Here is a 14944-nt window from a genome sequence, read left to right as displayed (position 1 = left end):
CCGCTGCTGGTGACCACGGGCAGCCTGTACGACGCGGTGCGCGCGACGGTGCTCCTCGCCGCGGTGAGCGGCGTCTACTACATCCGCGCCAAGACCGAGGAAAAGCACCTCGGCGCCGATCCGGCGTATCGCGAATATAGCGAGTGGATGGAGCGGAATGCGCCCGTGCCGAGGCTGGTGGCGTGGGTGACGGGGTGGACGTTCAAGCCCGGCTATGCGGGGTTGAAGGACGTGGATCAGGGCGCAGGTTGATCTTCAGCCCGCGAAGTTGACGAAGTTACGCGGAACGCGATTCATTCTGTCAACTTGATCGCCTTTCGCCGGGAGGGTTCGGGGGCGTCATCGAACCGGGCGAATCGACACGATCAAAGAGCGGCCGTCATGCGGCCTGTCGATACAAGCAAAGCAATTCCAACATTGCAAGCGCGGCGGCTATCGGGTGGGAAGCGGACACTGGCTATCAGCAGGGTCCGTGCCAATAAAGGTCCTGGCCGAGGTCGGACCAGCATTCGGGCAGCATGCCAAGTTCCTGCTTATCGGTGGCGAAAGCGTATCCCCATCCACCATCGAAATAGTGCCTTATCTGAATATCGACCCTCTTAGCGGACACAGTTACGGATTCTGGCTTGAGACTGGCGATAGCAGGGGGCCAGTCGTCACTTGCAAGCTCTACGCGAGCGCTAGCTGAATGCTTCTTCGTCAACGCAACAGCTTCGGATGCGACCGTGCGAAGAGTGTCCTCATCACGCGTCGGATGTGGAAATAGGCTGTAAATGCCAAGCGCGATCAAGATCATGATCGGTAGCGCGATTGCTATGACTATGCGCCTTCGCGAGCGGAGCATTGGCCGTCCCAACCTGTCTGGATTGCGGCAATCCTAACTTGAAGCTGTAATGACCGCTATGGGGTCGTTTGCTGCCTGTCCGCTTTCGGCGCCGCGTCCTCACCGTGGAACGTCCGCAAATGGGTGGGAAGCGGAATAGCGGCTCTCGGGGTGAGTCAAAAGCAAGCTGCCTTGGCACTTGGTCAGCGACGACTTACACTTTCCGGTATGTCTACAATGCAGCAAACCTTCCTGAACGGAAAGGACGGCCCGATCTACGTGTCGGTTGAGCCTTGGCCCGAGTGTTTCGAGCTGGAACCCGGTGAAAAGCTCACCCTCATCTGGGATGGACCAGCCGCTGGTGATGCAGTTCAAATCGACTTCATCAATGAGCGAGAGCTCGTCATCTGGCCCAACGGCGAAATCGATACGATCAAGTATTTGATTGACGGTAAGGAAGCTGAAGCTCGAAGCTGGACCTTCAAGCACAGGTGACCGTCCACAATGGAGCGGCAGCTTTCAGGGAGCGCCTATCGTGGCTTGTAGGCCGCAATGGGGTCGTTAGCTGTCATTCTCGTCATCCCGGCCTTTGTGCCGGGATCCACCGGGTGGCGAACAGGGAGCAAGAGGCGCTATCGCGTCGCCAGGGGCGCCGTGGATCCCGGCACAAGGCCGGGATGACAGCTGAATTGCTACATTGGGGCCGTGCTCAACGGCCGCTTTATGGGCGTAAGGCCCTAATCAATGCGAATCGGGACGCTCACCTATCGCAACGGCCTTCCTCGGCGACCCGGCTCGCCGACGGTGTGCCAAGCCCTACCCCAGCAACCCCTTCGCGAACGCCCGCACCGCCGGCCCGATATCCGCGCGGCTCAGCGCCAGCGCCAGGTTGGCCTGCGCGTATCCCGCCTTGTCGCCGCAATCGTAGCGCACGCCCTGGAAGGTGACGCCGTGGAAGGGCTGGCCGCCGATCATGCGGGCCATCGCGTCGGTCAGCTGGATCTCGCCGCCCGCGCCCTTTTCCTGCCCCTCGAGCACGCGCATCACCTCCGGCTGGAGGATGTAGCGGCCGATCACGGCGAGGTTGCTGGGGGCGGTGCCGGCCCTGGGCTTCTCGACCAGGCCCTTGACCTCGGTGAGCACGCCGTCGCGCATGCCGGGGGTGATCACGCCATATTTGTCGGTCTGGTCCTCGGCGACCTCCTGCGCGCAGATGAGGTTGCCGCCGACCTTGTTATAGGCCTCGACCATTTGGCGGAGGCAGCCGGGCCGGCCCGCCGCGCCGACCATGAAGTCGTCGGCGAGCAGCACCGCGAACGGCTCGTCGCCGACGATGTCGCGCGCGCACCACACGGCGTGGCCGAGGCCCATCGGCTCCTGCTGGCGGACATAGGCGACCGCGCCGGGCTTGAGCCGCGTGGCGTCGAGGATCTCGAGCGACTTGCCGCGCGCGGACATGGTGTTCTCGAGCTCATAGGCGATGTCGAAATGGTCCTCGATCGCGCTCTTGCCGCGGCCGGTGACGAAGATCATCTGCTCGATCCCGGCCTCCAGCGCCTCGTCGACGGCGTACTGGATCAGCGGGCGGTCGACGACCGGCAGCATCTCCTTGGGGAGCGCCTTGGTCGCGGGGAGGAAACGGGTGCCGAGCCCACCGACGGGGAACACGGCCTTGCGCAGCGGCTTGATCGTCATGCGCGGCGCATAGCGGAAGCCGCGGACGGCGCAAAGCGGCTCGACTTGGCGCTAGACATAATAGTCGCGTAACGGCACGCGGGTAAGCGCATGACGATGAGCAACCTCGCCAACCGCCGCATCCTGGTGACCGGTTCAGCCGGCTTCATCGGCTTCCACACCGCGCGGCACCTGCTGGATGCGGGCGCGACGGTGCTGGGGATCGACAATTTCACGCCCTATTACGATGTGTCGCTGAAGGACGCGCGCAACGCGATCCTGGCCGAGCGGCCGGGATTCGCGCTGGCGCGGCTGGGGATCGAGGAGGCCGATGCGCTGGGCGCGGTGTGGCGCGAGTTCGCGCCGGACACGGTGATCCACCTCGCGGCGCAGGCGGGCGTGCGATACTCGATCGAGCATCCCGACGCATATGTCGCGACCAACGTGACGGGGACGTTCAACCTGCTCGAGCTGGCGCGGCACCATCCGGTGCGGCACTTCCTCGCCGCCTCGACCAGCTCCGTATACGGCGCCAATACCGAGATGCCGTTCGCCGAGACGCAGCGCACGCAGACGCCGATGAGCCTCTACGCCGCGACCAAGGGCGCGACCGAGCTGATCGGGCACAGCTATGCGCACCTCTACGGCATCCCGCAGACCTTCTTCCGCTTCTTCACGGTGTACGGCCCGTGGGGGCGGCCCGACATGGCGCTGTTCAAGTTCATGAAGGCGATGGCGGCGGGCGAGGCGATCGACGTCTATGGCCATGGCCGGATGGCGCGCGACTTCACTTATGTGGAGGACTTGGTGACGGCGCTGGTCGCGCTGATCGATGCGGTGCCGGGCAGCGCGCCGGTGTCGGCGGCGGACAGCCTGTCGCCGGTGGCGCCGTTCCGCAGCGTCAATATCGGCGGGGGCAGCCCGGTACCGCTGATGGACTATATCGCCGCGCTGGAAGCGGCGATGGGGGCCGAGGCGAAGAAGAACTTCCTCCCCATGCAGGCCGGCGATGTCCCCGCGACGCACGCCTCGCCCGAGCTGCTGCACGCGCTGGTCGGGTTCGTGCCGGAGACGCCGGTGCGCGAGGGGGTGAAGGCGTTCGTCGACTGGTATCGCGGCTATTACGCCTCGTGACGGGTCCTTAACGCGACGGCGCTAGAGGGCGGGCATGACTGACGCGAAAATCCTGGTGATCTTCGGCACGCGGCCCGAGGCGATCAAGCTGTTTCCCGTGGTGCGTGCCTTGGCCGAAGTGCCCGGCCTCGCGGTGCGGACCTGCGTCACCGCGCAACATCGCGGGCTGCTCGACCAGGTGCTGGAGATTGCCGGGCTCACGCCCGACATCGACCTCGACCTGATGGAGCCCGGCCAGTCGCTCGACCGGCTGACCGCGCGGCTGCTCACCGGGTTGGGCGAGGTGATGGACGCCGAGAAGCCGGATCGCGTGCTGGTGCAGGGCGACACCGCGACGGCGATGGTGGGGGCGCTCGCGGCCTATTACCGCAAGGTGCCGGTGGGGCATGTCGAGGCCGGGCTGCGCTCGGGCGACATCTGGCAGCCCTGGCCCGAGGAAGTGAACCGCCGCATCGTCGCGCCGATCGCCGACCAGCATTTCGCGCCGACCGAAACCGCGGCGGATGCGCTCAAGCGCGAGAATATCGATCCGGCGACGATCCACGTCACCGGCAACACGGTGATCGATGCGCTGCTCGCGACACGCGAGCGGATCGCGGCGGAGCCGGGGTTGGCGCGCGGGCTCGATCCGATCGCCGAGCGCTTCGCCGGCAAGCGGCTGGTGCTGGTCACCACCCACCGGCGCGAGAATTTCGGCGGCGGGATGGAATCGATCGCCAAAGCCATCGCGCGAATCGCCGACCGGCCGGACACCGCGGTGCTGTTCCCGATGCACCCCAACCCCAACGTCGTGTCGGTGATGGACGCCGTGCTGGGCGAGCGCGAGAATGTCGCGCGGATCGAGCCGCTCGACTACCCGACCTTCATCCGCGCGCTCGACCTGTGCGAAGTCGTGCTGTCCGATTCGGGCGGGGTGCAGGAGGAGGCGCCGGCGCTCGGCAAGCCGGTGCTGGTCATGCGCGAGACCACCGAGCGGCCCGAAGGGGTCGCGGCGGGCACCGCCAGGCTGGTCGGCACCGACGCCGACCGCATCGTTTCCGAAATCTCAACCCTGTTGGACGACAAGGGCGCCTACCAGGCCATGGCGCGCGCCCACAATCCGTTCGGCGACGGCCATGCCTCGGCACGGATTGCAAAGGTCGTCGCGCATGGATTTGGGCTCTGAACTCAAGGTCGCCGTTCTCGGGCTCGGCTATATCGGGCTGCCCACCGCCGCGGTGATCGCGCGCACCGGCGCCAAGGTGCTGGGCATCGACGTCCACCAGCACGTCGTCGACACGATCAATGCCGGCAAGGTGCATATCGAGGAAGTCGATCTCGACGGCCTCGTCTCGGGCGTGATCGCGCGCGGCACGCTGCGCGCCTCGACCCGGATCGAGGAATCGGACATCTTCCTGATCGCGGTGCCCACTCCGTTCGGCGAGAACCATGCGCCGAACATCGGCTATGTGCTTCAGGCCGCGACCAATATCGCCACGGTGCTCAAGCAGGGCGACACCGTCATCCTCGAATCCACCTCGCCGGTCGGCACGACCGAGAAGGTCGCCGAGCTGCTGAGCCAGCTCCGCCCGGACCTGCGCATCCCCGGCCATTGCACCGGCATCGCCGACGTCGCCATCGCCTATTGCCCCGAGCGCGTGCTGCCCGGCCGCATCCTGGTCGAGCTGATCGACAACGATCGCGTCGTCGGCGGCGTCACGCCGCGCTGCGCGCGCAAGGCGCTGCAATTCTATCGCCGCTTCGTGCGCGGCGCCTGCGTCACCACCAGCGCGCGCGCCGCCGAGATGACCAAGCTCACCGAGAACGCCTTTCGCGACGTCAACATCGCCTTCGCCAACGAGCTGTCGATCGTCGCCGACGGCATGGGCATCGACGTGTGGGAGGTGATTCGCCTGGCGAATCGCCATCCGCGCGTGAACATCCTTTCTCCCGGGCCCGGGGTCGGCGGCCATTGCATCGCCGTCGATCCCTGGTTCCTGGTCGCCGCGGACCGCGCGAACACCCCGCTGATCCGCACCGCACGCGAGGTCAATGACGGCAAGGTCGACTATACCGTCGAGCGCGCCGAGGCGCTGATCGCCGAGCTGCCGGGCGCGCCGGTCGCGTGCCTCGGCCTCGCCTTCAAGGCCAATATCGACGACTTCCGGGAGAGCCCCGCGCTGCACGTGGCGGAGGAACTGGCGGCGCGGCACGGCCCGCGCATCCGCATCGTCGAGCCCTATGCGAACGCCCTGCCCGCTCCGCTCGCCGAGACCGGCGCGCAGCTGATCGACATCGACACCGCGCTGGAGCTGTGCCCGATCCTGATCGTGCTGGTCGACCATGACGTGTTCAAGTCGGTGCCGCTCGCCGAGCGCGCCGACAAGCTCGTCTACGACACGCGCGGCATCTGGCCCGACCAGCCCGCGCGCGGCGAACCGGCCGCACCGCTCAAGATCGCGGTCTGAGCGTTCACGGCGCGCGGACCAGCAGATTCTCCCATTTTCCGTCAAGCGGCCGGCCGCGCCGCGCATAGAAATCCGGAAGCGGCGCGTGCCCGCCCGCCGCGGTGATTCGCGCCGCCTCCGCCGCGACCGTCGCCGCGCGATCCTTGAACGGCGGGTGCGAACGGCTGCGCACCTTGCCCGCGATCAGCTTCGGGCCGAATCCGCCCCAAAAGCGCGCGGCGATTCCGGTGGGATAGCCGGCGCGGGCGAGCAGATGGACCGACAAGATGTCCGCCTCGATCTCGGTCTGGCGGAACAGCCCGGCGTTGCGCCCGAAGCCCGAGGCGAGGCCGAATTGCGCCCCCGCCGCGTCCAGACGGGCGGCGTGGCGCAGGATGTTGTGCGCCAGCTCATGCGCGATCGGCGCGGGCAGCAGCGAATCATCGACCCTGTCGAGATATTCCGAGGTGATCTGCACCAGGTCGCCATTGGCGCGCGCGTCGAAGCTGTCGTCGATGCGCAGCTCGTAGCGGGTGCGGCATGCCGGCACGGGGGTGATGCGCACGCGCACCGGCGTGCCGCCGCGAGTCGCCGCCACCTCGATCGGCCGCGCCGGCGGCAGCGCGGCGATCGCGGCATGCAAGCCCGCCAGTTGCGCGGTCGAGGCGGTCTCCGGCAGAGCGCCCGGCATGGCCACGCCGCCAATCGCGACGATCGTGTCGTCCTGCCGCAGTCCCGCGTGCTCGGCTGGGCCGCCCGGCACGACCCCCTCGATCGCGACCGTATGTGCGCCCTCGAAGCGGAAATGCCGGCGCACCGACTCGCGCGCGGCGGGGCCATATTGCGCGAGCGTGTGGAGCTGCAGTCCGAGCCCCGGCTCCTTCGCGTCGCACAACGGCGCCGCCGCGACGCTCAACCGGTAGCCGATCGACGCGAGGCGCATGTCCCCGGCGCGAATCGCCTCGAGCAAGGCGGCGTCCTGCGCCCGCGCCGGCGCCGACAGCGCCACGGCCAGCCAGACGAACCCCGACAGCCACCGCGCCATCCCCGCCATCGCCTGCTTCCCGGTCATCGCGCCCTCATGGACGATGGCGGTTGCCAGGAAAAGCGCGCAGGGTCTATGCGGCAGCCCAAGAACGATTGTTGATCACCATGCTTCGCCGTCTCCTTTCCGCATTCTCGCGGCCCGCCCTCGCCACCGAATCGCCCCGCCCCGCCGGATCGGTCCCGCCGGGCGCGCGAGTCTATGCCGTTGGCGACATCCATGGCCGCCTCGATCTGCTCGACGAGCTGCTGCTGCGCATGGAGGCCGACAATGCCGAGCGCGGCGCCGCCGACACCACCGTCATCTTCCTCGGCGACCTGATCGATCGCGGCCCCGATTCGGCGCAGGTCGTGCAACGGCTGATGGAACTCGGCACCGGATCGGACCGGATCCGCTTCCTGCTCGGCAATCACGAGGAGGTGTTCCTCAAGTCGATGGCGGGCGACCTCAAGGCGCTGCCCTTCTTCCTGCGCATCGGCGGCAAGCCCACCGTGCTGAGCTACGGCATCACCGCCGCCGAATATGGCGCGAGCGACTATGCCGAGCTGCTCGAACTGCTCCGCGCGCGCGTGCCGCAGGCGCATCTCGATTTCCTCGCGGGCTTCGAGGACCTGATCGTCATCGGCGATTATGCCTTCGTCCATGCCGGGGTGCGGCCCGGCGTCCCGCTCGCCGAACAGTCGCCCGCGGCGCTGCGCTGGATTCGCGACGAATTCCTGAGCCACGAGGCGCCGTTCGAGAAGATCGTGGTGCACGGCCACACCATCGCCGATGAGGTCGAGGAACGGATCGGCCGAATCGGCATCGATACCGGCGCCTATGCCAGCGGACGGCTCACCGCGATGGGGTTCGAAGGCGCCGAGCGGTGGATACTCCAGACGAACGGGGCGGTAGCCCGGCTTTAACGCTTGGTTGCTTATGTGCACTGCAGTATAGAAGAACGAACCCGGACGGGCGCGGCGGAAGCTTCGATCTGTACGGGACGGAACTTTCGGGCGAGTGTTGTGTTAGCGCAACGGTCGGCGAGGGCTCCGACCTTGAGTGAGGTTATCAGTTGCAGGCGTGCTCTGGTTGTGCCATAGGCTCCGGCGATAACCCTGAGATTAGGATAAAAAGGGAGTATATTCATGCGATTGGCGAAGATGATGATGGCCGCTGCGGCCTGCTCGCTTGCGGTAGCTCCGGCAGTCGCCTCGTCGGCGGCCTCGAAGCTCTCGCTTTCGTCGGCTGATGCGGTTCGCGCCTCGACTGCCACCGGCAAGTCGAACCAGGCGGCTGGCGGCTTCCTGATCCCCCTCATCGCGGTGGTCGCGGTGATCGGTGGCATCATCGTCCTGGTCGACGAGGACGATTCGCCCGACAGCCCGTAAGCTTCGACTTACGATCGAATACGAAGGGGCGGTGACCACAGGTCGCCGCCCCTTTCTGCGTCCGCACAACCCGCAGACGACGCCAGCCGAGCCCATAAGGCCCCGCTTCGTCCTGGCGCTTTCCCGCCAGCGGCCGTCGCCCGGTGCCGCGCACGCCTTGCGCCGTGATGACCCCGTTGCTAGGGCCCGAGCCAAGATAGGCCAGCTTCCTGGCCCTTTTTTTTGGAGGTCGTGTGAAGACAGCACTGGTTTGCGGAGCCGGCGGATTTATCGGCAGCCACCTGGTCAAGCGACTGAAGCGCGAGGGATATTGGGTTCGCGGCGTCGACCTCAAATTCCCCGAATTCGCGGAGACCGAGGCGGACGACTTCGTCATCGGCGACCTGCGCGACCAGTCGGTGTGCGACCGCGTGGTCGACCGCAAGTTCGACGAAGTCTACCAGCTCGCGGCCGACATGGGCGGCGCCGGCTATATCTTCACCGGCGAGCATGATGCCGACATCATGCACAACAGCGCGACGATCAACCTCAACATCGCCGATCGTGCGCACAAGCGGAACAACAACCGCGTCTTCTATTCCTCGTCCGCCTGCATGTACCCCGCGTACAACCAGGAGGATCCCGACAACCCCAACTGCGCCGAGAGCTCGGCCTATCCCGCCGCGCCGGACAGCGAATATGGCTGGGAGAAGCTGTTCTCCGAGCGCCTGTTCCTCGCCTATAACCGCAACCACGGGATGAAGAACCGCGTGGCGCGCTATCACAACATCTTCGGTCCCGAGGGCACCTGGACCGGCGGCAAGGAGAAGGCTCCGGCCGCGATCTGCCGCAAGGTGGCGATGGCCAAGAGCGGCGACACGATCGACATCTGGGGCGACGGCCTGCAGACCCGCTCGTTCCTGTACATCGACGAGTGCGTCGAGGGGACGATCCGCCTCACGCGCTCGAACTTCGAGGGTCCGGTCAACATCGGGTCGGACGAGATGGTGACGATCAACGGCCTGGTCGACCTGGTCGCCGACATCTCGGGCAAGACGATCATCAAGAACAACATTCCGGGGCCGACCGGCGTGCGCGGCCGCAACAGCGACAACCGCCTGATCGAGCAGGAGCTCGGCTGGCGTCCGAGCCAGACGCTCAAGGCCGGGCTCGAAAAGACCTATGCCTGGATCGAGGCGCAGACTCGCCGCAACGCGGCCTGATCTGCCGATGATCCGCGCGCCCGCCCTTCCCGCCCCGAGGGCCTGAAGGGTGGGCGCGTCCTACTCGCTCGCCGGCAAGCGAGTTGCCGTTGCGGGACACCGCGGCATGGTCGGCGGCGCGCTGCTGCGCCGTCTCGCGCGCGAACAATGCGAGATCCTGCCGCTAGGGCGCGCCCAGGCCGATCTGCGCGACCAGGCGGCGGTCGAGCGCTGGTTCGCCGCGGAACGGCCCCAAGCGGTATTCCTCGCCGCGGCCAAGGTCGGCGGCATCCTGGCGAACGACAGCTACCCCGCCGACTTCATCTACGACAATCTGATGATCGCCGGGAACGTGATCCACGCCGCGCACGGCCACGGGGTCGAGAAGCTGCTGTTCCTGGGATCGAGCTGCATCTATCCCAAGTTCGCCGACCAGCCGATCCGCGAGGATGCGCTGCTGACGGGCCCGCTCGAGCCGACCAACGAATGGTATGCGATCGCCAAGATCGCCGGGATCAAGCTGTGCCAGGCCTATCGCAAGCAGCATGGCGACGACTTCATCAGCGCGATGCCCACCAACCTCTACGGGCCCGGCGACAATTACGACCCCGATTCGAGCCATGTGCTGCCCGCGCTGCTGCGCAAGGCGCATCGCATGAAGACCGGGGCGGCCGCGACCTTGCCGATGTGGGGCACCGGCGAACCGCGCCGCGAGTTCCTCCACGCCGACGATTGCGCCGACGCCTGCGTGTTCCTGATGCAGCATTATTCGGGCGCCGAGCACGTCAATGTCGGGACCGGCGAGGACATGCCGATCGTCGACCTCGCGCGCCTGGTGTGCCAAGTGGTCGGGGTCGAGCCGCGGATCGAGCACGACCTCACCAAGCCCGACGGCACGCCGCGCAAACTGATGGACGGGAGCAAGCTGCGCGAGCTCGGCTGGGCGCCGTCGATCCCGCTCGAGCGGGGACTGCGCGAGACTTACGCCGAGCTGCTCGCCAGCGGCCGCCTGGACGCCATCGCCTGAACGGCGGACGGCGTCAGCCGACGCTTACTTCCACGCGGTGATGTAGGCGTAGGAGGTGTACCAGGACCATTCGTTCTTCGCGGCGACCGCGGAGAGCGCATCCTCGATCTGCTTCACCACCGGAAGCTTGTCGTAATAATAGTGGCCATAGAACTCGCGGATCTCGACCTTGCTGTAACCGATCTCGGCGAACTTGCTGCGCATCCCCTCGGTGTCGCCTTTGCACATCGAATAGTATGCCGGGAACTTGGGCGAGACTTCCTTGCGGATCGGGAAGAAGGTGGTGAGCAGTTTGCGGCCGAGGGTCTCGGGCAGCAGGCGGTTGACGATGAAGGGCGAGGCCCACAAGGTCGGGATCAGGTGGAACGCCACGCCGCCGGGCTTGAGCACCTTGTGGACGTTGCGGTGCATCGCATGGCCGTCGCGGACATGCTCGGCGAGGAAGCGCGAGAAGACGACGTCGTACATCCCCTCGAAGTTCGAGACGTCGCCCGACACGTCGAAGCACGCCTTGCGATATTCCGGCGGCGCGACCGCGAGCTCGTCCGCGCTGATGTCGTTGACGGTATAGCTGTTGAGCTTGACCGGCATGTCGTCGAGCGAGAAGGACGGCCGGCGACCCCCGCCGAGCTCGAGAATGTCGCCGCCTTCATAATTGGCGACGATACGGCGCAGCTCGTCGGGATAGCCGTCGATCGCCGTCGACCAGAGCTTCGAATTTTCGATCTTCAAGCGAAACCCTTCCAAGGTCCCCCCGGACCCGCATGGAAATTATCAGTTACGAAGCCGTACAAGCGAGGCCGGGCCAAAAATCGCCTCGATCCCGTTGGGAGACGTCCCTGCCGAGGATAGTAACCGCAGCGTGATCGCATCGCAACCAGCTGGAATCGCGATCACGTCCTCGACCGCGGCGCCCTCTGGCGCCAGCGGCGCCTGCTTGCTCCACAGCACGTTGCCGCCGCGGCTGGCACCACACCGCATCTCCCAGCGCGCCGCGGCGCCCTCGGCGGAGGAGGCGGTGCGCTGGATGGCGCGGAAGCGATAATCGCCCGGTTCGACATAGACGATCTTGCGCGCCACCGCCCCCGTCGCCGAGGTCTCCATCGTCGCGTGCAGGCGGATCGTCTCGCCCTTTTCGTCGCGCAGGAACGCGCCGGAGATTCCCGGACCGGCGAACAGCTCCCAGGTCAGCGGGGCGAATTTCTCCTGCGTCGTCGCGCCGGTGAAGCCCGTCTCGGCGAGGATCGCGGGATCGGCGCCGCTGAGCGAACGATAGTAGCGCGCCGCGTCGGCAAAGGACCCCGCCTCGACCAGCCGCTTGAGCAGCTCCGCCTCGAGCGCGGCGAACGCTTCGTCGTGCGGCAGGCCGCCCGCGCGCTGGAAGAAGCGCGCGATCACGCCGGGCTGCTTGGTGTTGCGCACCGCGAAGCGCGCGAAATCGCCGAGCCACGGAGCGGGCTCGCGCACATAGCGGGCGAAGGCCGGCCACAGCACCGGATCCTCGGCAGCGACCGTCATCACCGGGAACAGGACCTGCTGGCTGGCCGGCTTGGTGCGCAGCGCGTGATCATAATGGCCGAGCGCCCCGGCGACGTCGCCGCGCGACACCGCTTCCTCGATCAGCCAGAATTGCGTGGCGAGGTCGCGCCGCGTCAGGCGGTTGGCCGCCGCCATGGCGGGGCGGCCGGCCTCGAACCCGCCCTTGATCGACGCGCTGATGCCGAGCACGCGCAGTGCCACCGGATTGAGCGCCTGGCGCGCCAGGCTCGCGCGCGCCGCGGCCTGGATCTCGGGATCATCGGCCGCCTTGGCGCCCGCCGCGGCGAAGCGGCGATCCGCCTGCGCGGCCAGCGCCACCGCGTCGTCGCCGACGAAGTTGAGCGCCGTATCGGGATTGCGGCGGTGGAAATTGTTGCTCACCGCACCGGCGAAGCTGAACCAGGCGAGCGCGAGGGCGAGCACCCCTGCCGCGGCGCCGCGCACCGCGACGCCCGGCGAGATCGGTGCCGAACCGGACGGCCCCGGCATCAGCGCGACGCCGACGAATCCTCGGCCTCGCGGCCATAGCCATAGCCGTAACCATAGCCATAGCCGTAGCCGAGGACGCTCTCACGCTTCATCTTGATCAGCACGCCGCCGAACATGCGCGCCTGCGAGGCGCGCAGCCGGTCGATCGAACCCGCGACGGCGCGCATCGGCGCCCCGCCGGCCTCGACGACATAGACCACGCCCTCGGTCGCGCGCGCGAGCAGCGGCGAATCGGCGAGGCCGAGGATCGGCGGCGCATCGATCACGACATGGTCGTAATCGCTGGCGAGCTGCGCGACGAGCTGGGCGACGCGGTCGCTGCTGAGCAGCTCCGCGGCGTTGGGCGGGATCGGCCCGGCGGTCATCACGGCGAGGCCCTGATACTGGGACGGCTGGACCAGGCGGCGCCAGTCGTCCTCGCCCGCCAGATAGTTGCTGAGCCCCTTGTCGTGAGTCATGTCGAAGAAGTGGTGGATCGACGGCGAGCGCATGTCGGCGTCGATCAGCAGCACGCGGCGGCCGGTGCGCGCGAGCACGATCGCCAGCGCGAAGCTGGTCGTGCTCTTGCCCTCGCGCGGCCGGGTCGAGGTGACCATGAACGAGCGCGGCACGCCGTGATCGGTCGAGAAGGCGAGGTTCGACCGTACGGTGAGATAGGCTTCGGAGGCCGCCGACTTGGGATCGAGCACCAGCTCCGCGACATCGCCCTCGTCGAACAGCGGCACCGAGCCGAGCAGCGACAGGCCGAGCTTGTTGACGTCGCTCGGCGCGCGCAGGCCCTCGTCGATCTGCTCGAGGGCGAACACCACGACACCGGCGATGACCAGGCCGATCAGGATCGCGACCGCGACGTTGAGCGGCAGGTTGGGCGACGAGGGCCCGCCGGGCGCGCGCGCCTGGTCGACCACCGCGATGTTGTTCGCGCCGACGCCGGCGACGCCGATCTCCTTGTAGCGCTGGAGCAGGCCCTCATAGAGCTGGCGGTTGGTATCCACCTCGCGCTGCAGGTTGTTGTACTGGATGCTGGCCTGTTGCTGGGTGTTGAGCTGACCGGTCAGCTCCTCGACCCGGCTGCGCAGGGTCGCCTCGCGCTGCTTGGCGCTCTCATAGTCGGACGACACGCCGCCGCGGGTGCGCGATTCCTCGCGCGCGATGGCGGCGTCGAGCGAGCGGATCTGCTCGCGCAGCGCCTGTGCGGCGGGATAGCCCGGCTCATACTGCACCATCAGGCGGGCATATTCCGCCTGCGATTCGGCGCGGCGCTGGCGCAGCGCGGAGACCGCGCCGATCGAGCTCTCCGCCGCACCCGCGCCGCTGCGCGCCCGCGCCTCGGCGGCGGCGCGATCGGCGGTCGCCTGGGCGAGCGCGCGATTGAGCGTCTCGAGATCGTCGGCGACGAGCGTGCGGCTCACCGTGGTGCGGCCGTTCTGGTCTTCGGTCTTGGCGAGCGGGACGATGCGGTTCTGCGTCGCATAGGCGACGAGGTCGCGCTCCGACTGCTGCAGGCGCGTGCCCATCTCGGTCAGGCGGCGCTCGAGGAAGCGCCGTGCATCCGCGGTCGAGGCGAAGCGGCGATCGATCGAATCCGCGATGAACTGCTCGGCCCAGGCATTGGCGATCTTCGCGGAGATCGCCGGCGACGCGCTGGTGTAGCGGATGTCGACGAGCGACGAGCGCGGGATCGGCGCGATGTTCACGTTGCCGCGCAGGATGCCGATGGCGAGCTGCTGCAGCCGGTCGCGCTGGGCGGCGTTGCGCACCGTGCCCGCCGGGCGCTCAAGGCCCGCTTCGGCGAGGTCGACGCCGTGCGCCTTGAAGAAGGCGTCGTCATCGGCGAGCTTGAGCACCCGCGCGACGCGCTCGGCGACCGATCGCGCGGCGAGCAATGTGTACTGCGTCTGGTAGAATTCCTGGTCGAAGCGATTGCCCGAGGTGCTCTCGACCCCCTCGATATTGGTGATCCGCTTCTCCTCGCGGCTGATCTCCATGCGCGTCGCGGCGGTATATTGCGGCGTCATCATCAGCGTGATGATGAGGCCAGCCAGGCCGCTGAGCACGACGATGCCGAGGATGATCCAGCGCCACCGCACCAGGATCCGCCAATATTCGAGCAGGACCGGCGCGCCATAGGCGTTGCCGCCGGCCGGGGTTCCGCTCGGCAGCAGCGGTTCTTCGGCGGGACGATCGGCGATCGCGACGGCGGGAGAGAGCTGGTTCATACGATAGGGTCTCGGTC

The 14944-nt window shown here is 67.4% G+C and carries 13 protein-coding genes and 1 pseudogene; 9 read left to right on the top strand and 5 right to left on the bottom strand.

What is annotated here, in order from left to right:
* Positions 1 to 252: pseudogene (locus ABDV68_RS01520) on the top strand (hypothetical protein); the annotation flags it as partial.
* Between the two features lie 808 nt (positions 253 to 1060).
* Positions 1061 to 1318, top strand: a complete 258-nt coding sequence (locus ABDV68_RS01515; RefSeq protein ID WP_343517878.1) for a hypothetical protein — start codon at positions 1061 to 1063, stop codon at positions 1316 to 1318.
* A 321-nt stretch (positions 1319 to 1639) separates the two neighbouring features.
* Here the strand turns inward: ABDV68_RS01515 and galU are convergent, their stop codons facing one another.
* Entirely contained in the window at positions 1640 to 2518 is an 879-nt protein-coding gene (gene galU, locus ABDV68_RS01510; RefSeq protein ID WP_343517877.1) for a UTP--glucose-1-phosphate uridylyltransferase GalU, read from the bottom strand.
* 90 nt (positions 2519 to 2608) lie between these two features.
* Between galU and ABDV68_RS01505 the strand changes: the two genes are divergently transcribed.
* Genes ABDV68_RS01505 through wecC form a run of 3 tightly spaced genes read left to right on the top strand, consistent with a single transcriptional unit; the run spans position 2609 to position 6078 of the window.
* Positions 2609 to 3631, top strand: coding sequence for an NAD-dependent epimerase/dehydratase family protein (locus ABDV68_RS01505; RefSeq protein WP_343517876.1), 1023 nt, complete (start codon positions 2609 to 2611; stop codon positions 3629 to 3631).
* Positions 3632 to 3665: 34 nt separating this feature from the next.
* The gene (gene wecB / locus ABDV68_RS01500) at positions 3666 to 4796 is read left to right on the top strand and encodes a UDP-N-acetylglucosamine 2-epimerase (non-hydrolyzing) (protein ID WP_343517875.1); all 1131 of its coding nucleotides are present in this window, start codon (positions 3666 to 3668) and stop codon (positions 4794 to 4796) included.
* Positions 4780 to 6078 carry a UDP-N-acetyl-D-mannosamine dehydrogenase gene (gene wecC / locus ABDV68_RS01495; RefSeq protein WP_343517874.1) on the top strand — a complete coding sequence of 433 codons (1299 nt, stop codon included), beginning with the start codon at positions 4780 to 4782 and terminating at the stop codon, positions 6076 to 6078. The genes wecB and wecC overlap by 17 nt, the downstream gene beginning before the upstream one ends.
* A 4-nt stretch (positions 6079 to 6082) precedes the next feature.
* Here the strand turns inward: wecC and ABDV68_RS01490 are convergent, their stop codons facing one another.
* Positions 6083 to 7129, bottom strand: a complete 1047-nt coding sequence (locus ABDV68_RS01490; RefSeq protein WP_343517873.1) for a M48 family metallopeptidase — start codon at positions 7127 to 7129, stop codon at positions 6083 to 6085.
* An 80-nt stretch (positions 7130 to 7209) separates the two neighbouring features.
* On the opposite strand from ABDV68_RS01490, the gene ABDV68_RS01485 reads away from it, so the two are divergent.
* From ABDV68_RS01485 to ABDV68_RS01470, 4 genes are all read left to right on the top strand, one after another.
* Positions 7210 to 8007: a metallophosphoesterase gene (locus tag ABDV68_RS01485; RefSeq protein ID WP_343517872.1), complete on the top strand. Its 798-nt coding sequence runs from the start codon at positions 7210 to 7212 to the stop codon at positions 8005 to 8007.
* A gap of 222 nt (positions 8008 to 8229) precedes the next feature.
* Complete coding sequence (locus tag ABDV68_RS01480; RefSeq protein WP_343517871.1) at positions 8230 to 8472, top strand: hypothetical protein; 243 nt, start codon at positions 8230 to 8232, stop codon at positions 8470 to 8472.
* A 233-nt stretch (positions 8473 to 8705) separates the two neighbouring features.
* A complete protein-coding gene (locus tag ABDV68_RS01475; protein WP_343517870.1) occupies positions 8706 to 9674 on the top strand; it encodes an NAD-dependent epimerase/dehydratase family protein in 969 nt (322 codons plus the stop codon).
* Between the two features lie 49 nt (positions 9675 to 9723).
* Positions 9724 to 10680 (top strand): GDP-L-fucose synthase, encoded by a 957-nt coding sequence (locus tag ABDV68_RS01470; RefSeq protein WP_343517869.1) that lies wholly within the window; start codon positions 9724 to 9726, stop codon positions 10678 to 10680.
* A gap of 24 nt (positions 10681 to 10704) precedes the next feature.
* Here ABDV68_RS01470 and ABDV68_RS01465 read toward each other — a convergent pair whose 3' ends face one another.
* The 3 genes from ABDV68_RS01465 to ABDV68_RS01455 are packed head-to-tail and all read right to left on the bottom strand — an operon-like array spanning position 10705 to position 14927.
* Positions 10705 to 11412 (bottom strand): class I SAM-dependent methyltransferase, encoded by a 708-nt coding sequence (locus ABDV68_RS01465; protein ID WP_343517867.1) that lies wholly within the window; start codon positions 11410 to 11412, stop codon positions 10705 to 10707.
* Between the two features lie 42 nt (positions 11413 to 11454).
* Complete coding sequence (locus tag ABDV68_RS01460) at positions 11455 to 12708, bottom strand: hypothetical protein (RefSeq protein WP_343517866.1); 1254 nt, start codon at positions 12706 to 12708, stop codon at positions 11455 to 11457.
* On the bottom strand, positions 12708 to 14927 hold the full coding sequence (locus ABDV68_RS01455; RefSeq protein ID WP_343517865.1) for a polysaccharide biosynthesis tyrosine autokinase: 2220 nt from the start codon (positions 14925 to 14927) through the stop codon (positions 12708 to 12710). Before ABDV68_RS01455 ends, ABDV68_RS01460 begins: the two co-directional genes overlap by 1 nt.
* Between the last annotated feature and the right edge of the window lie 17 nt (positions 14928 to 14944).

Source organism: Sphingomonas sp., from assembly GCF_039595165.1.
Classification (GTDB): domain Bacteria; phylum Pseudomonadota; class Alphaproteobacteria; order Sphingomonadales; family Sphingomonadaceae; genus Sphingomonas.
Note: the sequence above shows the minus strand (reverse complement) of the source record. Positions and strands in the feature narration are given on the sequence as shown.

Bases quoted from the DNA above. Each gene is read 5' to 3' on its own strand.
- wecC (WP_343517874.1), top strand. From the start codon at position 4,780: ATGGATTTGGGCTCTGAACTCAAGGTCGCCGTTCTCGGGCTCGGCTAT.
- ABDV68_RS01515 (WP_343517878.1), top strand. From the start codon at position 1,061: ATGCAGCAAACCTTCCTGAACGGAAAGGACGGCCCGATCTACGTGTCG.
- galU (WP_343517877.1), bottom strand. From the start codon at position 2,518: ATGACGATCAAGCCGCTGCGCAAGGCCGTGTTCCCCGTCGGTGGGCTC.
- wecB (WP_343517875.1), top strand. From the start codon at position 3,666: ATGACTGACGCGAAAATCCTGGTGATCTTCGGCACGCGGCCCGAGGCG.
- ABDV68_RS01485 (WP_343517872.1), top strand. From the start codon at position 7,210: ATGCTTCGCCGTCTCCTTTCCGCATTCTCGCGGCCCGCCCTCGCCACC.
- ABDV68_RS01480 (WP_343517871.1), top strand. From the start codon at position 8,230: ATGCGATTGGCGAAGATGATGATGGCCGCTGCGGCCTGCTCGCTTGCG.
- ABDV68_RS01455 (WP_343517865.1), bottom strand. From the start codon at position 14,927: ATGAACCAGCTCTCTCCCGCCGTCGCGATCGCCGATCGTCCCGCCGAA.
- ABDV68_RS01505 (WP_343517876.1), top strand. From the start codon at position 2,609: ATGACGATGAGCAACCTCGCCAACCGCCGCATCCTGGTGACCGGTTCA.
- ABDV68_RS01460 (WP_343517866.1), bottom strand. From the start codon at position 12,708: ATGCCGGGGCCGTCCGGTTCGGCACCGATCTCGCCGGGCGTCGCGGTG.
- ABDV68_RS01490 (WP_343517873.1), bottom strand. From the start codon at position 7,129: ATGACCGGGAAGCAGGCGATGGCGGGGATGGCGCGGTGGCTGTCGGGG.